Source organism: Marinomonas sp. ef1 (assembly GCF_002806845.1).
GTDB lineage: Bacteria > Pseudomonadota > Gammaproteobacteria > Pseudomonadales > Marinomonadaceae > Marinomonas > Marinomonas polaris.
The window spans coordinates 1-22,280 of record NZ_NHTT01000029.1; the positions used below are offsets into that span (position 1 = coordinate 1).

Annotated in this window: 15 protein-coding genes, 2 tRNA genes and 5 pseudogenes; 14 read left to right on the top strand and 8 right to left on the bottom strand. The window is 39.8% G+C overall.

Going from position 1 to position 22,280, the window contains the following annotated elements; translation table 11 throughout:
* Nucleotides 1-657: 657 nt before the first annotated feature.
* A pseudogene (locus tag CCS02_RS21770) lies at nucleotides 658-963 on the top strand (aldehyde dehydrogenase (NADP(+))); the annotation flags it as partial.
* A gap of 393 nt (nucleotides 964-1,356) precedes the next feature.
* Here the strand turns inward: CCS02_RS21770 and CCS02_RS21775 are convergent.
* Together CCS02_RS21775 and CCS02_RS21780 are read right to left on the bottom strand one after the other, a co-directional pair.
* Nucleotides 1,357-1,539, bottom strand: a pseudogene (locus CCS02_RS21775) (transposase); the annotation flags it as partial.
* A gap of 253 nt (nucleotides 1,540-1,792) precedes the next feature.
* A complete protein-coding gene (locus CCS02_RS21780) occupies nucleotides 1,793-2,377 on the bottom strand; it encodes a TetR/AcrR family transcriptional regulator (protein ID WP_100637710.1) in 585 nt (194 codons plus the stop codon).
* Nucleotides 2,378-2,508: 131 nt separating this feature from the next.
* On the opposite strand from CCS02_RS21780, the gene CCS02_RS21785 reads away from it, so the two are divergent.
* The gene (locus CCS02_RS21785) at nucleotides 2,509-3,060 is read left to right on the top strand and encodes a carboxymuconolactone decarboxylase family protein (protein WP_100637711.1); all 552 of its coding nucleotides are present in this window, start codon (nucleotides 2,509-2,511) and stop codon (nucleotides 3,058-3,060) included.
* Nucleotides 3,061-3,377: 317 nt separating this feature from the next.
* The gene (locus CCS02_RS21790) at nucleotides 3,378-4,934 is read left to right on the top strand and encodes a sensor domain-containing diguanylate cyclase (RefSeq protein ID WP_198515441.1); all 1,557 of its coding nucleotides are present in this window, start codon (nucleotides 3,378-3,380) and stop codon (nucleotides 4,932-4,934) included.
* Nucleotides 4,935-5,043: 109 nt separating this feature from the next.
* Here the strand turns inward: CCS02_RS21790 and CCS02_RS21795 are convergent, their stop codons facing one another.
* A complete protein-coding gene (locus CCS02_RS21795) occupies nucleotides 5,044-5,763 on the bottom strand; it encodes a FadR/GntR family transcriptional regulator (RefSeq protein ID WP_100637722.1) in 720 nt (239 codons plus the stop codon).
* A 233-nt stretch (nucleotides 5,764-5,996) separates the two neighbouring features.
* On the opposite strand from CCS02_RS21795, the gene CCS02_RS21800 reads away from it, so the two are divergent.
* The 3 genes and pseudogenes from CCS02_RS21800 (at nucleotide 5,997) to CCS02_RS21810 (ending at nucleotide 9,359) form a co-directional block, all read left to right on the top strand.
* The gene (locus CCS02_RS21800) at nucleotides 5,997-6,779 is read left to right on the top strand and encodes an SDR family NAD(P)-dependent oxidoreductase (protein WP_100637713.1); all 783 of its coding nucleotides are present in this window, start codon (nucleotides 5,997-5,999) and stop codon (nucleotides 6,777-6,779) included.
* Nucleotides 6,780-7,119: 340 nt separating this feature from the next.
* Nucleotides 7,120-7,998 carry an NAD(P)-dependent oxidoreductase gene (locus CCS02_RS21805; RefSeq protein WP_100637714.1) on the top strand — a complete coding sequence of 293 codons (879 nt, stop codon included), beginning with the start codon at nucleotides 7,120-7,122 and terminating at the stop codon, nucleotides 7,996-7,998.
* A gap of 412 nt (nucleotides 7,999-8,410) precedes the next feature.
* Nucleotides 8,411-9,359: pseudogene (locus tag CCS02_RS21810) on the top strand (IS30 family transposase).
* A gap of 173 nt (nucleotides 9,360-9,532) precedes the next feature.
* Here CCS02_RS21810 and CCS02_RS21815 read toward each other — a convergent pair.
* The 5 genes and pseudogenes from CCS02_RS21815 to CCS02_RS21835 all read right to left on the bottom strand — a co-directional run bounded on the left by CCS02_RS21815 (nucleotide 9,533) and on the right by CCS02_RS21835 (nucleotide 14,309).
* Nucleotides 9,533-10,615, bottom strand: a pseudogene (locus tag CCS02_RS21815) (transposase).
* Between the two features lie 235 nt (nucleotides 10,616-10,850).
* Nucleotides 10,851-12,323, bottom strand: a complete 1,473-nt coding sequence (locus CCS02_RS21820) for a tripartite tricarboxylate transporter permease (protein ID WP_100637715.1) — start codon at nucleotides 12,321-12,323, stop codon at nucleotides 10,851-10,853.
* An 8-nt stretch (nucleotides 12,324-12,331) separates the two neighbouring features.
* Nucleotides 12,332-12,841, bottom strand: a complete 510-nt coding sequence (locus CCS02_RS21825; RefSeq protein WP_198515442.1) for a tripartite tricarboxylate transporter TctB family protein — start codon at nucleotides 12,839-12,841, stop codon at nucleotides 12,332-12,334.
* A gap of 24 nt (nucleotides 12,842-12,865) precedes the next feature.
* Nucleotides 12,866-13,792, bottom strand: coding sequence for a tripartite tricarboxylate transporter substrate binding protein (locus tag CCS02_RS21830; RefSeq protein WP_100637716.1), 927 nt, complete (start codon nucleotides 13,790-13,792; stop codon nucleotides 12,866-12,868).
* A gap of 43 nt (nucleotides 13,793-13,835) precedes the next feature.
* Complete coding sequence (locus tag CCS02_RS21835) at nucleotides 13,836-14,309, bottom strand: hypothetical protein (protein WP_100637717.1); 474 nt, start codon at nucleotides 14,307-14,309, stop codon at nucleotides 13,836-13,838.
* A gap of 456 nt (nucleotides 14,310-14,765) precedes the next feature.
* On the opposite strand from CCS02_RS21835, the gene CCS02_RS21840 reads away from it, so the two are divergent.
* From CCS02_RS21840 to CCS02_RS21875, 8 genes and pseudogenes are all read left to right on the top strand, one after another.
* Nucleotides 14,766-16,955 (top strand): YHYH protein, encoded by a 2,190-nt coding sequence (locus CCS02_RS21840; protein ID WP_100637718.1) that lies wholly within the window; start codon nucleotides 14,766-14,768, stop codon nucleotides 16,953-16,955.
* A gap of 10 nt (nucleotides 16,956-16,965) precedes the next feature.
* Entirely contained in the window at nucleotides 16,966-17,487 is a 522-nt protein-coding gene (locus tag CCS02_RS21845) for a hypothetical protein (protein WP_198515443.1), read from the top strand.
* Nucleotides 17,488-17,576: 89 nt separating this feature from the next.
* The gene (locus tag CCS02_RS21850) at nucleotides 17,577-18,977 is read left to right on the top strand and encodes an ATP-binding protein (RefSeq protein WP_198515444.1); all 1,401 of its coding nucleotides are present in this window, start codon (nucleotides 17,577-17,579) and stop codon (nucleotides 18,975-18,977) included.
* 2 nt (nucleotides 18,978-18,979) lie between these two features.
* Nucleotides 18,980-19,684 carry a response regulator gene (locus CCS02_RS21855; RefSeq protein ID WP_100637720.1) on the top strand — a complete coding sequence of 235 codons (705 nt, stop codon included), beginning with the start codon at nucleotides 18,980-18,982 and terminating at the stop codon, nucleotides 19,682-19,684.
* 108 nt (nucleotides 19,685-19,792) lie between these two features.
* Complete coding sequence (locus tag CCS02_RS21860; RefSeq protein WP_100637721.1) at nucleotides 19,793-20,119, top strand: hypothetical protein; 327 nt, start codon at nucleotides 19,793-19,795, stop codon at nucleotides 20,117-20,119.
* A 192-nt stretch (nucleotides 20,120-20,311) separates the two neighbouring features.
* Nucleotides 20,312-21,288 (top strand): annotated as a pseudogene (locus CCS02_RS21865) (IS5 family transposase).
* A 671-nt stretch (nucleotides 21,289-21,959) separates the two neighbouring features.
* Nucleotides 21,960-22,036 (top strand) — tRNA-Met (locus tag CCS02_RS21870).
* 77 nt (nucleotides 22,037-22,113) lie between these two features.
* Nucleotides 22,114-22,190 (top strand) — tRNA-Met (locus tag CCS02_RS21875).
* The last annotated feature ends 90 nt before the right edge of the window (nucleotides 22,191-22,280 follow it).

A 22,280-nucleotide genomic window follows, 5' to 3' on the forward strand; every position in this document is an offset into this window, starting at 1 on the left:
CCGGTAGCTCGTCGGGCTCATAACCCGAAGGTCGTAGGTTCGAATCCTGCTCCCGCAACCATTTCTTATTTCTACTCCAATCCAAACTAAAAAATTTTCTGATCAAAATTGTTATTTATATTGAGTTGCTTATTTATTGTCTTTACTGCTTTTTTGGTTCTCTACTTTTTACTTGAAAAAGCTCATGTGGCGAATCTGTGACAATATTGTGACCAAAGTGAATATTCAGCCCTCAAAACAATTATCATGAAAATGTAAGTAAATGTCCTTATTTTACCTTAAATGTGGAAGTTTTGTCGTTCGGGCGTTTCTGTGCTTTATGCATTGAGAAGATGAATTGGCCATAGACCTGTCTAATCAAAATTGATTTTAATCGTTATAAATAGACAAATATTTATTATCTATTTCTCTCATAAGTATCTGTATTTTATAGATATTATTTATTAATGATCATTGGTCATTTGTTTGGTTCTGTTTATCAGATTGGGACTAAACAACTATGATAATGATCTTAAAGTAGTATGTTTCCATACATTACAGTTGTGACTGTGTCTAAAAAAAACGATGTAACGAAATCTCATTTTCTGGAATTTGATAGAAAAACTCTATATCTTTGAAAAAAAACACTGTTTATTTAGACAGTGCTTTCAGTCGTAACTACACATAGATGATAGCGACCTTCAAGCCGCTAAAGAATTGCTACCTATACTTGAAGATAAAGCTGGTAGAATCTTGGTTAACGGTTGGCCTACTGGTGTGGAAGTATGTCATGCAATGGTTCATGGCGGACCGTTTCCGGCAACCTCTGATAGTCGCAGTACATCGGTCGGCAGCTCGGCAATAAACCGCTTTTTGCGCCCTGTTTGTTACCAGAACTTACCACAAGCATTATTGCCTGAAACATTACGAGACAACAATCCTGTTAGCTTCTCACATTTATTTGATGGGAAACGAGTAAACTAAAGCACTAAATAAACACCAGATGCACTAAATAACTGATTATTAAAAGCATTTATTTTTAGTGCATCTGGACTTCAATAACGGGATTTCTCAGGTTTTCACAGTTTGGCTTTATCACGGTTTCACACTGAGCTTTTGAGGTAGCGCAGAATTACTTATATTTCGAAGTTAATTTTAGGTTATGAAACCATTCGGGAATGGTGCTGAAAGTTATTGTAAACATATCAAAAAGTACCGAGAGCAGCAGCTTGGTGATACTTAGAGAGCATGCGATCAAGTCGATTTGCGCCCCTTAATATTCTGAAAAGCCCAATGGCTGTCAGTAATTTGGATGGTTTATCACTTTTCTATCACTAAACAAGATAATTGAAGCTAGTTTAGTGATTTTTAAACGGATTAACCCCTTTTGGCTCGTGTCATTTGGGCAACTCGAAACACGTTTGCAAGAGCAAGCAGCATGGCGAGCTTGCTGTCATTTTTAGCTAACCCACGATAGATAGTTTTTCTAAAACCATACTGACACTTGATTACTCTAAAGGGATGCTCGACTTTTGCTCGAATACTGGCTTTGATATATTCTTTTAGAGCTAAAAAAACGCCGAGACGGTTAGTATCTTGTGATATCAGCTCGAATCAAAGAAGTTGGGTATTTTAGACTTCTTAACCGTAGGTTCCTAAGCCAATAGGCGTCGACTTTAAGGTCATCGTTATCGGCAAAAGTAGGCTGACGGTTGTTACCACGTGGGTAACTCGGAATAGAAATTTTTGGATACCATTGATGTTTGATTTTATAGAAGCGACATTAGATTTTTTTCTGACAACCGCCATGACCCTAAAAAGGGTAATGCGTAAAAATATCTTCGATCATTCGATCCAGAGGCGCCTCTTTTCCATACGTCCTAGCATAAGTGCGTAGTCCTGTAATTTGAATTTGAATATAACGAGCTAATTGATCCGCCTGTTTATTCTGCCCAACCTCACCTAAGGACTGAGCTTCCATAATTAGTGTTTTAAATTCTCCTTCCATGACTTTGAGGGATTTTTTGGCTTCCTCTAAGAGATCTGAATTCTCATCTGTTAATTCTGCTACCGTTTTTGCCAACATACAAAGACCACTGGGCGCATTTGTTTGTGCATCGACAACCACTTTTCTAACAAAGAGCTTCAACGCTTCAATCGGAGATGCCGACTCGCTGCGGCACAAATGCAAAGAAGTCATGCCTCGCTGGGTATAACGTATCAATGCCTCCTTAAACAAGCCTTCTTTACTGCCAAATGCCGCATAAATGCTTCCAGGGCGCATATCAATAACATCCTGTAAATTGCGCATCGAGGTAGCATAAAAACCTTTCTCCCAATAAAGATTGGTTGCTTTATCAATAACTTGCTCACGATCGAACTTGGCGTTCTTTCTCATTTAACCTAACCCACTTAGGAATTATTTGAACGATCGTTCAATTTTATATTGAACGATCGTTCAAAACCACATATATTTAAACACACTTAAGTATGTACCAATAATTGATAGACAAAAAATAGGACTAAATGATGAGTAACTTCACTACCCACACACTTGAAAGCGCACCTGAAGCGAGCACACCCTTCGTAGAAAAATCTATTAAAGCAAATGGCAGATTACCAGGCTTACATGCGATTATGGCTGAAGCACCTGGACTACTAGAAGGCTATCAAGCCATCCATAAACTCTTTTCTGAGTCATCTTTTAATGCAGAAGAGCTAACTGTTGTATGGCAAACCATCAATGTTGAACACGAATGCGGCTATTGCGTTCCAGCTCATACGGGCATCGCCCACATGATGAAGGTAGATCCAGCACTGACAGAAGCCCTCCGCAATAAAGAAGCAATGACAACACCTAAGCTTCAAGTACTGCATAATACGACCTTGGCTATGACTCGTAACCGAGGAAATCTATCGCAGGAAGAAATGTCAGCATTTTTTGATGCTGGCTACACACAGCGTCAGATGCTAGAAATTGTACTTGGATTAGCGCAAAAAGTGATGAGTAACTATACGAATCACATCGCAGAAACGCCGGTTGATAAAGTCTTTGAAAAGTACACATGGCAGCCAAAGTAAAATATTTTTTAAAAAATATTTTTGATAATTCAAATGTAGAAAACCCTTTCTTAGACGGCTCTGTGTGAGCCGTCTATCTAGCCATATTGCTTATCAACGGTCTGGACTTCCCAGACTTTTATAAAATTTAATCTGTGTTTTGATAAAAAATAGTCAACAACATCATGAAAGATGGCCCTTTAGCTGACTTAGACGAATATCCATTCTGTCACCCCTTACACTAGTTGGGAGGGAGGATTAAATAAAAATTATATTGTCTTGGAAGCCCTGTAGGCTAAAATTTTAAAGAATATGGTTATGTGCAAATGGAGAGGGCTTTGAGGTTTATTTTATCACTTAGGTTTTTGATCGTGTCACTTTCTCTCTCAGGCGTCTTATTTACTATTGGAAATGGATATTATTCAACGTATCAATTACAGAAGAATCTTTTAATAGATGTATCACTAGAGTCCAACCGAGTCTATGCTGAAAAGTTAGCCCATATGACAGGGAGTTTTTTAGAAAATGCTAAATCTCAGTTGGGCACTGGTGCTGTACTTGTCGCTCCGATGTTAGAGCGTAAAGTCATTCAACCTGCTGAATTACAATCAGGTTTAGACCAAATTAGAAACATGAGTCAAGGTTTTAATTCTGTCTCTATATTGGACCGAAATGGTATAATTCTATCTATTTCACCAAAATCCATAGGTTTAGAAGGCAGCCGTTTAAGCGATTCTATAACCAGTAACTTTGAAGATAGCTCAGCAAAATTCATTGGTCCTATTACTGGACCCACAGGAACTTACCTCTCTTTTTTATCACAGCCAATATTTAGTAAAACCGGTGAGTATATTGGTGACTTACTGGGGACTATCTACCTTCACGAAAACCGACTCTTGGATCGTTTACTCTCACAGCATGGCTATGTAGATGGTTCTTATGTCTACGTTGTATCTCCACAGAAAGATCTCATTTACCATCCATTGAAAAACCGGATAGGGGAAAAGGTAATCAATAACGAGGTTATAAATCGCGTTACAAAAGGTCAAAGTGGCTCGTTGGAAGTTGTCAATTCAAAAGGTGTTCCTATGGTCACTGGCTACGCGTATGTTAAAGAATCAGGTTGGGGGATTGTTGCTCAAAGTTCACGAGCCACAGTCTTGAAGGAGTTAGATAGACAGCTATGGTTAGTGATGAAGCAGGCTATCCCTATGCAAATTCTTATCTTTACCTTTATTGTAGGCTCGGCTTATTTTATTGCTAGGCCCCTTCGTCAATTAGTTCAAAGTACAACAAATCGAGATAGAACGATCAAAATAAGAGCTTGGTTTTATGAAGCCTATTTACTTAAAAAAGTCATACGGAAGGAAATTGATTTTTTGAATGATAAAGTATCTAAGTTTGATGAAGATCGAAAAAAAGATGCTTTAACTGGTTTGATGAACCGTCGTGCAATGGATGAGCTTGTTACCGGTTTGATTGTGCAGTTGACGCCCTTTAGTATAATTTTTTTTGATATTGACCATTTTAAACAAGTGAATGATGAGTTTGGCCATGATATTGGCGATGATGTACTTAGAATTCTCGCTAAAATAGTTAGCCAAAAAGTACATGATGAAGGTTTTTTAATTCGCTCGGGAGGGGAGGAGTTTATAGTAATACTACCGGGTAAAAAACCAAAGCAAGCGATAGACTTAGCCGAAGAAATACGTGTGCTTGTGGCGCAAGAGGTTATCCCTCAAATCTCAAAGCCCATTACTATTTCACTTGGTGTTTCTAATTGGGATCATACAATGAAGGAAGGTGATGCATTCAAGCGCGCCGACCTTGCTATGTACGAGTCAAAAAATGCAGGACGTAACCGTGTTAAAAGCTGGGAAGTCCACAGTATCTGACAATTTAGATCTGGGAAGTCTACCCAGACCTTACTTAATTGGTGAGAAATGACTTTTAAGGAGGATTGGTAACTGGTAAAGGTCAGTTTTTCTTCGAATCAGAACCGTGTTACGCGGGTTGAGTTTCTGGGAGTCTGTGTTTGCCTTTTTGCAGGTGATCTAAAGAGACGGCTCTTGCTAATTCACTATTACCAGCCATGATAGCTTCATAAATCATACGATGCTCATTCAAACAGACATCACCTTCTCGAGAGGAGTGTATAATGAAAGTTTTAAACATGGTGGTTAAAATATTGCCAAATGGAAGATAGAAATCGTTGTTTGTTGAGTTGAAAATAAGGCGATGAAAGCTTAAGTCCACTTCTGTCCATTCTTCTTGGTTGAAGTTTTTAGAAACTCTTACCATTTCCTGAAAAATTTCTGACAACTCTATTCTTTGGCTTGCTGTTGCGTTAATTGCCGCTAAAGCACATGCTTCGGGCTCAACAGCTCTTCTTAAGCCTAGAAAACTCAGGCAAAAATCCTCAGGATCACTTAATCCATCCATCCACTCGATAAGCTGAGGGTCAAGAAAGTTCCAATAAGCTCTATTGACGACCCTAGTTCCGATCTTAGGCCGAGATTCTAATAAGCCTTTTGATGTCAGCAGTTTCATTGCTTCACGAAGTGCCGTTCGACTTACACCAAATTGATCACAGAGCGCCATTTCATTGGGGACTATGGAACCTTGAGCTAACTCACCAGATAAAATACTGCGTGCAATGCTGCGGGCAACTTGTACATGTAAACTTCGATTGGATGTAGATATTAAAGCAAAGTTATTCGTCATGGTGCCCTTAATTTTTGTAGTTTTGATATCGATTGTTATGACGATCTTTGACTCAATATACGCTAATCGATGGTGAATTTCATCACATTTCCGTGCCAATTTTCATCCTTAAGTATGGAATTGTAATACTTAAGAAAGTCTTCTTTGAGCATATTTCATTGTATTACTTGAAGTGAATCAACTTCGAATCTATATTAGTGTTATTGTAATACTAATAAAAAGGTAAAAATAAAATGTTTAATGATCTAAAAGGTAAAAAAGTACTAATAACAGGTTCAACTGCAGGTATAGGGTTGGCTGTTGCTAAATTATTTGTTCAGCAGGGTGCAAAGGTAGCAATTAATGGTCGTTCCTCTAATGAAGCGGCACAATCAGTGTTGAAAGAACTCAGTACGCTGGGAGGGGAAGGTAGCGTTATATTTATTCCTGCAGACCTAACGAAAACAAGCGAATGCGAGAAACTAGTCAATGCATTTATAGCAGAATTTGGCGGTATGGATGTATTGATAAATAATGCAGGGGGTCTAGGTGGTCGTTCAGGGCTAGAGTTGATTGATGATGAATTTTACGATCATGTGATGAATTTGAATGCTCGTTCAGCTCTTATGGTAACAAAGTTTTCCATTCCATTTTTACGTCGATCTGCTGCAGAATCTGGTAAAACAGCGTCTGTTATTAGCACCGGATCTATAGCTGCTCGTGAGGGTGGTGGTTTAGGTGCCGGTATCTATGCTGCGTCTAAGGCATGGTTACATAACGTTCATCGTAACTGGGTCAAAGAATATACTAAAGATCAAATACGTTTCAATATTGTGTCTCCAGGTACTGTTGATACGGTGTTTCATGCAGATAAAAGCGATGAACTAAAAGAGAAAATTGCTGGTAGCATTGCTTTTGGTCGTTTTGGAGAGTCTACAGAGGTGGCGCCAGCATTTGCTTTTTTTGCTTCTCACCTTTGCAGTGGTTATATAACAGGGCAGATTCTAGATGTGAACGGTGGTCAGTTATGTCCATAAAGCCTTATTTGCTTCCACAATAAAGCTTTTTACGATGAACGAATGCAGTTGCCCCAGAAACTTCTACTTTCGTGCATCGTATTCGCCCTATATATTTTTCATATTAATTTTGGTCTTTTCTTACCTTGCCTCCTCCATATTTTTTTCCTATTTACGTCTGGTAAACCCCTTCAATAGCTCTTAATCGAGATTAGGTTGTTTTAACTCAATGTGGTTAGAAGGTACTAAGCCATATGTCAGTATTTATTTTTTAACTCATAAAAACATGATAGTATTATAATAATACAAATTAACGAATACTTACGCTTTCACTAGTAATTTAATACCCAGGAGAATAAAAATGACTAAACCTATTATTGGATTCATTGGGCTTGGCCTAATGGGCGGAAACATGGTTCAAAACTTACAGAAAAAAGGTTTTGAACTTAATGTTATGGATCTAAATAAAGAAGCCGTTGCAGCGTGTGTTGCTCGCGGTGCAACTGAAGTAGCAACAGCTAAAGAGCTAGCCGCAGCAAGTGATATCATTATGCTCTGCTTAACGACTTCTAACGTGGTTGAAAAATTGGTTTATGGTGAAAATGGAATATTGTCTGGCATCAAAGAAGGTGCAATATTGATTGATTTTGGCACATCCATTCCTGCTTCAACTCGTAAGATTGGTGCGGATTTGGCGGCAAAAGGTGCTGGGATGGTTGATGCTCCCCTTGGCCGTACTCCCGCCCATGCTAAAGACGGTTTATTGAATATCATGGCTGCAGGTGATATAGAAAACTTCGAAAAAGTGAAACCTATTCTTGATCAGCAAGGCGAAAATGTATTTTATTTAGGGGCGTTGGGTGCCGGTCACACGACTAAACTAATCAACAATTTTATGGGGATGACAACGGTTACTGCTATGTCTCAGGCGTTTGCCGTGGCCGATCGTGCCGGTGTTGATCGCCAGCAGTTGTTTGACATTATGTCAGCAGGTCCATCTAATTCTCCTTTTATGCAATTCTGTAAAAATTACGCCGTTGATAACAACAGTGATCTAGGTTTCTCTATTGCAAATGCAAATAAAGACTTAGGGTATTTCCTGAAGATGGTAGAAGATTTAGGGACTCGCTCTTTGGTTGCTGAAGGTACTTCCGCCAATCTTCAAGCTGGTGTTGATGCAAATATGGGGAGCGGTAATGTTCCTGAAATGTTTGACTATTTCCTCAAATTAAAAATGTAATTAAATACTAACATCTCATTATGATATAGGGTTTAAGTATACTTGAGCCCTATAGTTAATCTTCCGAATATTTTCTTTTTACTACTCTGTTTTTCTAACACCTAATGTTTTAATGATAAACTATATTGCCTTATTACATATGAATTTATAAACCAATTATTTATGGCTTATTTATAGATGTGAAGGGAGGTGCTATTTTCTAGTTATATTAGTGGTTTAAATAATGTAAACACCGAGCATCTTGCAAAACTCACAGCTAACCAAATTGTGGATAACTTATCGCCCCCTTAGAGGCTCTTTTTGCTCAGTCCTAAATTCAGATAATAAGTGCGACACTGCAAAAGAGGTGTAGAAGAAGCCAACTGCTGAAGTTGGTATGATTCTTCTTACCACAGAACAAAGCAGTACCAACATGAATTATCAGCAGTTGACCGAAGGCAAAAGATACCAGATTTCCGCTCTTTTAGGGCAAGAAATATCAGTTGCAAATATTGCACGAATACTGAATTGTCATAGAGCCACGATTTATCGTGAACTAAAGCGAAATACAAAAACAAAATCATATTGTCCTGACAAAGCACAGGACGCCTGTTTGATAAGGCGAAAAATGTCAGCCAAGTATCGGATGCCATCAAAGACCATTGATTTTATTCGTATTTTAATTGAAATCGACTGGAGCCCTGAGCAAGTCTCTAACGTACTCAAAAACTGCGGTGTTCCTGTTAGTCATGAATGGATTTATCAATATATCCATGATGACAAAAGAAACAAAGGGACGCTTTATCGCCATTTGAGACAAGGAAAAAAAACGCTACCGGAAAGGCCAGCGAACGAAAGCAGAAGTGATTAAAAACAAGGTCTCTATTGATGAGCGCCCAGCCATTGTAGAGACAAAAAAGCGTTTTGGTGATTGGGAAATAGACACTGTTTTAGGCAAACCTGGAACAGGTTCTATCGTCACCTTGTTAGAAAGAAAGACGCGTTTTTACCTGATAAAGAAAGTGAACTCAAAGTCAGTCAAAGATGTGACTCAAGCGACCATAGAGTTATTGATGCCTTTTAAAGATCATGTACACACGATCACAGCCGATAATGGTCGAGAATTTGCCTACCATGCTGAGATAGCTAAAGCATTAGATACGAAAGTGTATTTTGCTCATCCATATAGCTCTTGGGAGCGTGGAGCTAACGAAAACAGCAACGGTCCTCTAAGGTAATATGTGTCCAAAGGCACTGATTTAAGAAATGTTACAGAAGAAAGAATAAACTTCGCGATGAGACGAATAAACAATCGTCCAAGGAAGTGTTTAGGGTTCAAGCAACCAGCTGTCGTGTTTAAAGAAATGTGCTTAGTTGCTTGAAATGAAAAGTGTCGCACTTCGGACTTGAATTCGGGGTTAAGCACATTTTCCTGCGTGTTTTCTATTTTGACTAGGCCATCATAATTTTTCTCTTTTTTTGGTCATAGCGGCTCGTTCTGGGAACCGCTCCAGAAGCACAATGCCATCAATATTTATCTATTCCTCTCAGCGACTTATTGCCGCAGTCGAAGTAGTTGATCAACACTAAGTACTAAAATACCAAACATCAGGTGACTCATTACTTTCACCGCACCACGCACCCATATGTGTCGACCACCAAATCGTCCTTGAGATGGCCATTGGCTCGTTCTGCCCCCGAACACTCTCGATAACGCACCGCATCGGCAGGTTCAAACTCTTCTTTCTTGCCACCTCTGGGGTTGTGATCAATCAAGGGCACATGCCCGCTCATGAAGGTCAATACTGCAGTAGGCGGCATTCATCAGATCATAAAGGTTAGTTACTCGCGCTGCACTGATGTGTGACAAAGGGATCACTGCCCGACTATCATGCATAGCCGCCGAGGACAATAAAGCGGAGATGGGGACGCCACAGTCGGCGATGTCGAGATGCAGTTTGTAACTATTCCAGCTGTGCTTATAGCCTTGAGCGTTGCATTTTGTGCCATGATTACAATAGCTCGGGATCTCTTTAAGCATCTCTTCTAAGCATTGAGTGCGTTGCCTAGACACATTAAGTTTAACAGGACGCTTCTCGTCTTTACGTGGTAGCCCCTTAGGCTTAGGTTTATCCGTGTCCTCTTTGTTATTTTTCTGTGGACGCTCTCTCGCTTCGATGGCCGTACCATCTCGACTGATATGTCCAATGAGACGATCTCCAAAGTGCTTTTTGATCAGTGTCTCGTGTGTACGTTCTGCCAGCTTGCCTTTGGCAAATGTCTCAAAAGCACGAGAAAAAGTTGACGCTGATGGCAGTGTCTTGTGAAGAGGAAATCCACAGGTACGTTGCAATGCTTTGTCTATGCTTAGACGTTCTATTAGGTGCACTGTGGTCGTGAGCCCAAGCACTACCTTAGCAATAAACGCGTTGGCTAACCAAGCGAGTTCATGGGGAGGACGGCCAGTGCTGTACGAATAGTGTCGAACAAACTCTTCGATACGTGCCCATTCCAAGATATGAATAAGCTTTTCAAGTTTTGGGGTCAGCGACCCGATTTCTTGGTGTAAGTCAGGCAATAATTGGCCTTGAACGATTTGCCTGCGTTGCATAATTTGTTGGGGCGTCGTAGCATTCATAAAGTGGGTATGTCGATGTTGTGTGAGAACTCTATCGTCGCCGGAAACGGCAGCCCACGTCTTCCCTTTTTTCGTTATTCTACGAATAAATATTGTTTATAACCGCAGTTTTGCAATTACCTCCACCTAGTGATGTTAATTTTTGATTTTTTAATACGGCAGAGTATGGAAGTAAAAGAGTATATTTTCTTGGTCTCTAGTGAATACTAGAGACCAAGAAAATAATTAAAAGCTATTAGGTTTTCTTTTTATTTCTTCTGATTGTTGACCATAGAGAAAATATAGCCAGTGTTATAAATGCCAATGCTATCGGTCTTTCATATAAAAATGCCCAGCTACCATCAAACATGAGTAATGACTTTCTTAAGTTAGTTTCAGCCATTGGGCCAAGTATGATGGCAAGTAATATTGGTGAAGATGGGACTTCTAGCTTACCCAATATAAAGCCTAGAACACCAAATACAATGGCGATACCCACATCAAACATTGCGTTATTTATCGCATAAGCGCCGACAATGGATAAGAAAATAATGATGGGGATCATTAATGATTTTGGTACTTTAGAGATTTGACAGAAAAATCGAATGCCTAATAAGCCAATGGCTAGCATGACAATGTTAGCGACAAGCATAGAGCTAAAAATCCCATAGACAATTTCTGGATTTTGGCTAAATAGAAGCGGACCTGGCGTTAATCCTTGAATAATTAATGCCCCTAATAAAACTGCCGCAACCGCATCACCAGGAACGCCGAGAGTTAATAAAGGAACTAATGATCCGCCTGTCACTCCGTTATTCCCAGATTCGGCTGCCGCGAGGCCTTTAATTGATCCATTACCAAATTCTTCAGGTTCTTTTGAGACTCGCTTAGCTTCGTTGTAACAAACAAATGCTGATATATCAGCGCCAGCACCGGGTACAGCCCCGATAGATGTCCCAAGTAAAGCACTTTTGATAGACGTAGGAAGGATCTTTTTAAGATCTTTTAAGCTCATTAATTTATTACTGAATTTTTCAGCAACTTGTGATTTCGAGCTTAATTTTTCTAATTGATTCAATGCCTCGGAAATAGCAAATAAGCCAATTAATACAGGGATTACATTGATGCCACTATAAAGCTCCATGATGCCAAATGTGAATCTAGGAACACTGCTTATCGGGTCAAGACCTACTGTTGAAACCAGTAACCCAATTGTCCCAGCCAGCAATCCTTTCAGAATGTTTTTGGATGATATGCTGGCGATAATAGTCAAGCCAAATAGTGCCAGGGCAAAATATTCTGGTGCATTAAACCTAAGTGCGAATTTTGCTAACATGGGAGCAATGGCTATTAAGATAATGGTACTAACCAAGCCACCGATGAATGAGGCCACAGCAGAGATACTCAAGGCGCGTGCCGCCTGACCTTGTTGAGTTAGATAATAACCATCTAGCACGGTGGCTGCGGATGCGGGTGTTCCTGGTGTTTTTAACAGTATTGCAGAGATCGACCCGCCATATATGCCACCAATATAGACCCCAATAAGCATAACCATTGCGGCGGTTGCTTCCATCCCAAAAGTAAAGGGCAGCAGTATGGCAACCCCCATAGTTGCTGTTAAACCTGGTAGTGCACCAAGAATAATTCCTCCCAATACACCAAATATAAGGACAGGAAATATAGCTAAACTAAATGCAGCGCCGAGGCCACTTAATAAATAATCAAACATAGCAGCCTCTAATAGATACCTTCAGGAAGTGAAATTAAAAAGACCTCACTGAATAGATAATAAATAACGACGACAAAGAAATAGGCGAAAAAGTAATAAGATGCCTTCTTGGTTTTTAAATAGACTAAATAGAAGGTGAACATTATTAGGCTGGCAATAAGGTATCCAATAAGACTGATTAATACGGCGTAAGCGACTAAGAAAAATAAGCCAAACAGTGACATTTTTGAAAATATTTTTTCTGATGTAGTTGTCTTACATTTTTTCATTTTCCGTTGTACCAGCAAGGCAATGCAAATTAATATTTGTGCGATACCTAGTACAGTAGGGAAAAATTTTGCACCTACGCTAGCATCTTGTTGATGATAAGATGGGATTGTGAATTGAGGTATTGCCGCTAAAACCATCGCACTAATAATAATGATTAGTACAGGAAAAATGATGTCTCTATTAAACATAGAAGGAAACCCTTTTGAAATAAGCAAAACTAAGTAATCATAAGGGGCAACAACTTTCATTGCCGACCCTTATTTATTAAATAATTACTTCATTAATGCGCTTAAAGACTTAGTATCATCTTTTACGAACTGAGTGAACTCAGCTGCATTCATGTTATGAATAGTCATTGCGCCTTTAGCCATGAAACTTTTAAAGTCTTCTGAAGCCATCGCTTTATCAAACGCATTGCCTAAAAGTGTCACTATTTCATCTGGAGTATTTTTTGGTGCAGCAATTCCGCGCCATGTGCCACTAGTCACATTAACGCCTTGTTCCATTAGAGTTGGAACGTCAGGAATATATGAGATACGTTCTTTAGACATAACGCCCAATGCTTTCAATTGCCCTGATCTAAGTTGGGAAATTGCCTCGCCTGGTGTAACCATAGTTACTGCTGTATGCCCACCTAATACAGAAGGAATTGCTTCTGAAGAACCATTATAGGGAATGGCATTAAGCTGTATGCCTTGATTTTTTTGAAGGGCGATCAAATAGAAGTTAGGAGCCGCTGTTGAGGCGAATTTTACGGCCCCTGGGTTTGCTTTTGCTTCTTTGATTAAATCATTAATGTTATTGAATTTACTGTCTTTATTGACAAGTACAACCGCTGGATCGAGATTGACCATGCGAATGAGTTTGAAGTCATCAGCAGTATGTTGCATTAGCCCCATTTGCGGTAATGACGCAATTTCACGAGTAACCACTGTTAAAGTGTAACCATCGGCGCGCTGCTGTGCACCATAGCTCATGCCTACTGCACCAGCACCGCCAGTTCGGTTCATTACGGTAATGTTTGTTCCAAGTATGTCTTTAGAGCTATTTGCAATGGTTCGACCTACTGAGTCTGTACCACCACCAGCACCGAAAGGCACAATCAAGCGTATATTTTTGCTTGGATAGTCAGCAGTAAAGGCAGAGGCCGAGGCAAAAATACCGGCCATGACAATGACGTTTTTCATTATATTTTTCATAAGCTTAATCCTATTTTTATATTTATTTTTTAACTACTTTAAACTATTTTTTGTACGCTTTAGTTGGGTTGTCTATTTTAGTTTGCTGATAATCATTGATGGCTAATTGTTCAAATGCCAGAGCAATCCATCCACTCACGAGCATATCAAACCATTGTTCGACACCACTACAGGCGACAACAACATCTCCATAGACAAAGGAGCCATAAAACAGCACATCATCATCGCGTAGAGAAGATGGATGTATAGTTTGATGGTTAATATTGGCCGTTCCATCGCGCCAAGCTTGAACTGCTTTTTTTCTAGCAAAAACATCGAATGGAGCGCTCCATTCCGAGTTCTTAATAGATTCTTCATACAAAATAGCGTCTTCAAATGAAGACTCCCAAGGTTTGATCCTAGGGTCCATAACCACAATATGCAGTTCTCGACGATTGGTTTGATCAAACAGTTTTTCTATTGCAGGTTTCACCAATTCGACAGCATCTTTAGCAAGCTGCTTATGATCTATTCCCATTTCACACTCCCACTTAATTGTTCACTCAAAGTTCCTTGGAGTTTCATAAAAAGAGCGCGTTATTTGCTAGCATTCTCAATACGATAATTTGAGTGTTTTGCCTTAACTGTCTGGAAGATTACTAGGCCGTTAACTTGATGTAAAGTAAAATACTATAATACTACAAATATGTTTTTTTAGTAAAACCATAGGACATTTTCATAGACATCAAAAAGCCAGTGGGACGGCTCATTTCGAATTAAACGGAGGCGTATCGGCTTAAGTTGTGACGTAGCGGTAGTTTGTCTCTCGACATAGAAGTGTCTGGATTAGCAAATAAAGGGGTTTACTTTGTATGGTTACGTTTCTTAGAAAACTATGTCACGGCTTCAAAACTACATAATTTGCCTACATTTTCTGATTAGTCTACCTATAGTTATTTCTATATTGACTCTTAATTTGGTGGAGTACTGCGTGATGGAACAAAAATCAGTGTTTTTACTGGCTACTATATGTTTTTTTGCCTTGAGTGGATGTGTTGAAGAAAATAATAAGGTTGAGCAGGCATCCAATGTTGATGGGTTTGTTTTAACCAGCCCTAAAATGCTCGATGGTGGCCATTTACCTGTTACCTACAGCTGTGATGGAGAGAGTGTGAGTCCTCCATTTAGTTGGAGTGGTGCACCTGATGAAACACAATATTATGCGTTGGTTATGCATCATAATGCGGCTGAGGGCATTCATTGGTATTGGACCATGTATAATATTCCATCAAGTAAGAGCCAAGTAAACAGTGGTGAAACACTGGGTGAAATAGGTAGTAATAGTGTTAACAATTTACTTCAGTATGCGCCACCTTGTTCTAAAGGACCTGGTGAAAAGGTCTACCAGTTTACTCTCTATGCTTTATCGTCACCCGCCAAAATAAGTGGTAATGAGCCTGTGGATAGGGCCACGTTGCTTGCTGCCATAAAAGACATCACTCTTGGTTCTACTACTATGACGGTGACTTATGATCGTGAGTCTAATGAGCACAGAAATCAGTCAGAAGATAGAGTTAGACCAGCGGAGCCGGTGAAACTCAATCCGCCAACGCTCACTGACAGTTTTGATTCTCCTCGTTGTGATGATATTAGAAGTTCGGTGACTGAGGCCGGCTTTTCATCTGATGTCTCGGTGACTTGTGATAAGGATTACGCTTATGTAGCGTCCTCGACTTATCCAGATCATGAAATGATGACGGGCATTACAGGCACTAATGAGCAAATACCCGTTCCAGCAGAAGGCTATGCTGCCCCTATTAAGCTTAACCCTAAAAAAGCAGAAAACTTTACGACGATAGACGCTGCCGTAGGTGTCGCAGTAAATGGTGTACCTATTTACGATTATTCATCTCAAGGAGAGTTGGATGTTGATGAATACGATGAAACACACGATACCTTAGCGCTTGGCCAGCTAGATAACTGTGGTGGGCATGCTGGTCGAGGTGACGATTACCATTATCATGCGTCGCCAACATGTATGATAGATACCATGAAAAACCAAGGTGATGACGCCATCATTGGTTGGGGTTATGACGGTTATCCTTTGTATGGTGAAAAGAACCCAGATGGCAGTGATATTCCATCAGGTACATTAGATGTGTGTAATGGCCAAGCAGATGGGAACTACGGTTACCGTTACCAAACATCTGCAACACCACCTTATATTATTCAATGTTTAGTCGGTGAAGTGGACACGCAGAAATTACCTCGAGTTGCTCCTTTGAGTGGAGACTCTGAAGGTATAAGAGCGGATCTTCGCCCACCACAAGGTGGCGTAGAGAATTTAATCCATACCGTTTCTGAAGATGGCGGTCGTACCATGCGTTATCAATATCTAGGTGAAGACTATTTCACCACTTATACGCCTTCTAGTCAGGGAGAAAGCTGTTACGACTTTCAACAGAAAACCATCACTAATGGCGGCAAACTCGAGTCGGGAACATTTTGTCGAGGCGAACAACCGAGTCAAACGGAATCAAACACTCTAACGGCTACGACCACAAAGCACAGCGAAACCTTTTCTGGAGAGCATCATTTAAAACTGGATGCTTGGGCAGATAATTGGTTCGCAGCTTATATTGGCGAAGAACTTTTGATCGAAGACTCTGTACCTATTACGACGGAACGCTCATTTAATGCAGAGAGTGTTGAGTTTTCTGCAGATTATCCGATTGAGTTGAATGTTGTGATGAAAGATTTTAAGCAGAATGACTCAGGATTAGAGTATATAGGTGCTCGAAATCAACAAATGGGGGACGGCGGTTTTATCATGCAGCTTACTGACACAGACACAAATGACGTAGTGGCGGTAAGTAATAGCGATTGGAAATGCGAAGTATTACATAAAGCGCCTCTTAATAAGCTTTGTGAAAGTGAGACAAATCCCATTGCAGGGCAAGGCTATTGTACTTTTATGTCTAAAGACGCGCCGGAAGATTGGTTGCAGAGTGGTTTTAATGATTCGGATTGGGCTAACGCTACCGAGCATCCCGCTTCCTCAGTGGGACCTAAAGATGGATACAATGACATTGATTGGGATCGTCGTGCTCAGTTTATCTGGGGTGAAGATTTAGAAACCGATAACACCATCATTTGTAAAACCACCATCGAAAAACCTCAATAAGGAATCCAACATGACATTTCATCTTGAGCTTAAGATATTTAAAGGTATTTTTTGGTTCGTACTGGTTAGTGTGTTTAGCATGATGGCTTTGCCCGCTAAAGCGCACACTCTTGATGAGACAAGTGCGCAAGTGATTTTACGAGACGGACAGGTTGAAGTTAGAATCTTCACCGATATGGCGAATCTAATATCGGCACTACAGAGTAATCAGGCCTGGCTGATGGGAGATATCAATGACGTTATGCCAACTGATCTGAGTGATAAACAACAAGAAGACTTTGTTAAAGACGCCCTTAAACAAACGCTCAGTCTATCGGTGAATCAACAAAAACTTGAATTTGAACGCGTGGTTATTACTCATACTCATCATGAACATGGTGCTGAAATTATTCTTCAGGCTCGGCATTCGTTTGCAAAAGTAACGGACATATCTGCCTCTTTTCCGAAAAGCTTAGGTAGCGTCCATGCTAGCTTTGTAAAACCACAATATAAACTTTTGAATGTTGGTGAAACCGCTGATATCGTCTTTTAACTATTTTTATTTATGTTTGCGTGCCTTTGAAATTAATACATAAGTTCTTTTTTGCATTTTTTATAACCAGCATGGCTCTTGTGGGCCTAATGTTTGTGTTTATTTATCTGACATTTTCGACGGGTTTTAATCATTTCGTTGAACAAGAAGAGCAAAAACATGTGGGCGCGGTTAAGCAGCAATTGATTGAGCTTTATCGCCAATCGAACAGCTGGCAACCTATTGAGAAAAGCGCATTATTGTGGCGCTCAATTGTGGAGCAGGATGCAGAGCCAGAAATGCCAGAAGACTTAAGTGCAAAAGGTAGAAACGAATCTGAACAAGACAGGCAACCCAAAGAGAAGCAGGAACCTCCATCTCCCGCTTTCTTATGGATAAATCTTCCGCCGGGTTCATTGAAAACGGGACAAAGAATCAGTCTATACGATGTCAATAAACAGGTCATCGTCGGTAGAGCGCATTTAAATGATAACCCTCAAGTAGAGTCTATTTTACTGAACAACCATGTGGTTGGTTGGATAGGTTTTGCGCCTTCTCGTCTTGTCGAAAGTAGCCCAGCTAAGGCATTTTTAACGGCTCAGTTTCATAACTATTTTATGATTACTCTTGGTGTGATACTGGTGGCTTTTATTGTCGCGATTGTCTTGTCTCGACATTTAATGAAACCGATCAGGCAGATTGTTACAGGGACGAATGCATTAAAAAAAGGAAATTTTACTAATCGAATTCCAATTCTTACACAGGACGAACTTGGTACTTTATCGATGAACGTTAATGAGCTTGCGCAAACGTTAGAAGAGAATCAACAAATGCGGGCTAAATGGGTGTCTGATACCTCTCATGAATTAAGAACGCCACTCACCGTATTGCGCTCTCATTTGTTGGCGGTACAAGATGGAGTATTTGTTCCTGACGAAAAACGTATTGCTTTACTGATTAAGCAAGTGGATAACCTCAATCATATTGTTGATGATCTTACTCAATTAGCCTACAGCGATGCCGTGATATTGACTTATAATTTGGAAAGTTTGGATATCTTGGAAGCGTTTAAAAGTAGCTTAGATGATTTTTCCATGCGTTTTGAGCAACAAGGATTGTTAGTTCATAGCCAAGTTTTAGAAACATCGGAGCAATGTATTATTAAGGGTGATAAAGATCGTTTGCAGCAGTTGTTTGTGAACCTGTTGGAAAATTCTTGTAAGTACACCAACCATGGAGGACAGCTCAATATTGAGATCAAGAAAACGGCATCTCATATTGAATTGGCGCTGCAAGACTCGGCCCCGAGTGTATCGCCTGAAGATCAAGAAAAGCTATTTGAGCGTTTTTATCGCGTGGAAAAATCTCGTAATCGAGCATTAGGCGGTTCGGGGTTAGGCTTGGCGCTTTGTAAACAAATAGTCGATGCCCATAACGGCGAGATTTTTCTTCAGGATTCACCGCTTGGTGGATTGGCCGTGCAGATACGCTTCCCTGTATTGGAGAAATAATCATGGCCAAACAAACAATACTCATCATAGAAGATGAAGAAGATATTGCCGAAGTGTTGATTGCCTACAGTCATCAGCAAGGTTACCACACGGAATATTTTAAGAGTGGAAAAGGTGTTGTTGATTTTGTGAAACAAAATTCGGTGGACTTAATTCTTCTTGATATCATGCTTCCAGAAGTTGATGGTATTAATATTTGTAAGCAGATTCGGGTTTTCTCTAATGTCGCCATTATTATGGTGACAGCGAAACGACAAGAGATGGATAAGTTGCTGGGTTTAGAGATAGGCGCAGATGATTATATTTGTAAGCCCTTTAGTCCCAAAGAAGTCATGGCGAGAATAAAAACTGTATTAAGAAGAATGCCTCAGCCTAATGATGATGTACTGGAATATTCAGGTTTTGAGCTACACAAAGACGGTTATTTTGCCTTGTTGAATGGTAAGCAAATGAACCTGACAGCGGTAGAATTTAAAATATTGGCTTTATTATTGGGGAAAGTTGATCGCGTATTTAGCCGAGAAGACATCATTCAGCATGCCTATAGAGAAACAACCGACATATCGGATCGTAATATCGATAATCACATAAAAAATATACGTAAAAAAATCCAAGAAACTGAGAGTGGCTTTAACCCTATAGCCACTGTTTATGGTGTGGGCTATAAATTCCATAAAGATTGGCTGAGGGCAAAGAAAAGTATATGAAACTATGAGTATACCATTAAATAGTATAGACTGCCTACCATAAGTCGAGGTTTTCATAAGTTGATCCAAAGGCATCTTGATGTAACCTACATACTTATTGGAACATCATTGTTGTTATCATGGCTTGGCATGAGTGCAGTTGCAGGCTTCTCTTGGGTGTTTGTTTTTTTTGCAGTGATTTTTAATCTAATTCAACGAGATGTGGAGATGGGGATTTTAGGGTTTGTCTACATATGCAGTGGATTTTTAGGACTTATTCTACACTCAGGTTTAAATCCAGGTCATTTATTCGAAGAGCTCAAATCTGAGTTTTCAAAAGCCATTACAGACACTCAGAAGGAAGAACTATTAGCTGCAGGCGATGCTACCAAAAAAGCAGCAGCTGCTGCTTCAGAGTTGGCTGCTCAAGCGGTCAAGGTCGCAACAAAAATTTAATTCAGGTATTACTAAGTACTACTATAAATAGGAAAAACTAAAGAGAATTAGAATTGATTAATATGAAAAACTATATTGAAAATCTTGATAAGTTCGAAGAAAAGTATTTTTTAGAAGTTCCTACTGTCTAGGGAACATGCGAATAAGTCCCTCTCATGAGATAATCGCGTTTTAAGTCTTCGAGTTTCAACCATGTCACACCAACTCACCTTTGCCGACAGCGAATTTAATAACAAACGCCGTAAAACTCGTAAAGAAATTTTTCCGCTCTCGCATGAATGAGTTGATGCCTTGGGATCAACTAGAAGTGGTTATTGAGCAGTTTTATCCTAAACCAGGGAATGGCAGAAGACCTTATCCGCTATCAACAATGTTCCGCATTCACTGCATGCAACATTGGTACAACATGAGTGATCCATCGATGGAAGATGCACTTTATGAAATCACCTCAATGCGCATTTTTGCTGGGTGGTCACTGGACAGTGCTATCCCTGACCACACTACTATTATGAATTTTAGGCACTTGCTGGAAAAACATAAGCTCTCCCGTCAGCTATTTAAAGAGGTCAATAAGTGGTTGTCCAGCACAGGAATTTACTTAAAAGAAGGCACGATTGTCGATGCCACCATCATTGAAGCTGCCAGTTCAACCAAGAATAAAGCAAAAGCACGCGATCCTGAGATGCATAAAAATCAGAAAGGGGAAGCAGTGGTTCTTTCGCTTAAAAGCCCATATTGGTGTTGACGCTAGAACGGGGTTAACTCACAGCGTAAGTACAACGGCGGCCAACGTTCATGACATCACGGAAACAGCGAACCTTCTTCATGGAGAAGAGTGTTTTGTGTCGGCGGATTCTGGCTATCGCGGCGCTCAAAAGAGAGAAGAGTTAAAAGGTGTCAAAGCAGACTGGTTGATTGCAGAGATTCCAAGCAAAATAAGAATCTTAAAAAAACACCCTAGAAAAAATAAACAGCCCATCCGAACGGAATATATCAAAGCCAGTATTCGAGCAAAAGTCGAACATCCCTTTAGAATCATCAAGTGTCAGTTTGGTTTTAGAAAAGCTATTTATCGTGGGTTGGCTAAAAATGACAGTAAGCTCGCCATGCTGTTTGCTCTTGCAAACGTGTTTCGAGTTGACCAGATGACCCGAGCCGCAAGGGGTTAATCCGTTTAAAAACCACTAAACAAGGTTCAATTATCTTGTTTAGTGGTAGAAAAGTGATAAACCAGCCACATTACTGACTGCCATTGGGCTTTTCAGAATGTTAAGGCGCGCAGCTCGACTTGATCGCATGTTCCCTAGCAATTCGGATAATCTCCCTTTTTTAAACTAGGTTTTAACGTTAAAAGGTGTCTAGTAAGGTATGAAAAGTCCAGTGGACTCTCTCTTTTATATTAGTGGTCTCAACAACAAATCTTGGCACATAGATGCCGATTGTGGGGGAGTCTACCCCATGCTCCCTAAGCTCAGAAAAAATATACTGGTTATTTGAAGTCGGTGGTCAAAATCGTGACCAATAAATAATAAAAAATCTCATAAATTTAATGTGATTAAGATTTATAAATATTGTTATATGAAATAATAAAAAATATATATTGTTGTTTTATAGGGATTTATTTTTTTTGTGTATAGTTAATGATACAAAGTAAAATAAAGTAAATTATAAAAATCGGACTCATAACCCGAAGATCCGGCTCCCGCAACCATTTTGAAAAGGTCGTTGGTTCACTTTTTAATTAAGAAAAAGGCTCCATAAACCATTAAAATTAATTTAGTCACATAATTTCCTCAGCACTAAAAGATAAAATCTAAACTATATTAATTGTTTAGCATGGCGCGGGATGGAGCAGTCTGGTAGCTCGTCGGGCTCATAACCCGAAGGTCGTTGGTTCGAATCCGGCTCCCGCAACCAAATACACTTAGTGTTTTGGCGTTATTTTTATCTTTAATTTCTGCATATAAGCTATATAAATCAATAGTTTAATCTGTCGCGGGATGGAGCAGTCTGGTAGCTCGTCGGGCTCATAACCCGAAGGTCGTAGGTTCGAATCCTGCTCCCGCAACCAAATGTCAGATTTGGTCATACAAAAATTCAGAAATACATTACCAAAAAGTAAGCTATATCAATAGTTTAACTTGTCGCGGGATGGAGCAGT

Bases quoted from the DNA above. Each gene is read 5' to 3' on its own strand.
- CCS02_RS21785 (WP_100637711.1), top strand. From the start codon at position 2,509: ATGAGTAACTTCACTACCCACACACTTGAAAGCGCACCTGAAGCGAGC.
- CCS02_RS21845 (WP_198515443.1), top strand. From the start codon at position 16,966: ATGACATTTCATCTTGAGCTTAAGATATTTAAAGGTATTTTTTGGTTC.
- CCS02_RS21835 (WP_100637717.1), bottom strand. From the start codon at position 14,309: ATGGGAATAGATCATAAGCAGCTTGCTAAAGATGCTGTCGAATTGGTG.
- CCS02_RS21840 (WP_100637718.1), top strand. From the start codon at position 14,766: ATGGAACAAAAATCAGTGTTTTTACTGGCTACTATATGTTTTTTTGCC.
- CCS02_RS21855 (WP_100637720.1), top strand. From the start codon at position 18,980: ATGGCCAAACAAACAATACTCATCATAGAAGATGAAGAAGATATTGCC.
- CCS02_RS21800 (WP_100637713.1), top strand. From the start codon at position 5,997: ATGTTTAATGATCTAAAAGGTAAAAAAGTACTAATAACAGGTTCAACT.
- CCS02_RS21780 (WP_100637710.1), bottom strand. From the start codon at position 2,377: ATGAGAAAGAACGCCAAGTTCGATCGTGAGCAAGTTATTGATAAAGCA.
- CCS02_RS21805 (WP_100637714.1), top strand. From the start codon at position 7,120: ATGACTAAACCTATTATTGGATTCATTGGGCTTGGCCTAATGGGCGGA.
- CCS02_RS21830 (WP_100637716.1), bottom strand. From the start codon at position 13,792: ATGAAAAATATAATGAAAAACGTCATTGTCATGGCCGGTATTTTTGCC.
- CCS02_RS21850 (WP_198515444.1), top strand. From the start codon at position 17,577: ATGTTTGTGTTTATTTATCTGACATTTTCGACGGGTTTTAATCATTTC.
- CCS02_RS21820 (WP_100637715.1), bottom strand. From the start codon at position 12,323: ATGTTTGATTATTTATTAAGTGGCCTCGGCGCTGCATTTAGTTTAGCT.
- CCS02_RS21825 (WP_198515442.1), bottom strand. From the start codon at position 12,841: ATGAAAGTTGTTGCCCCTTATGATTACTTAGTTTTGCTTATTTCAAAA.
- CCS02_RS21795 (WP_100637722.1), bottom strand. From the start codon at position 5,763: ATGACGAATAACTTTGCTTTAATATCTACATCCAATCGAAGTTTACAT.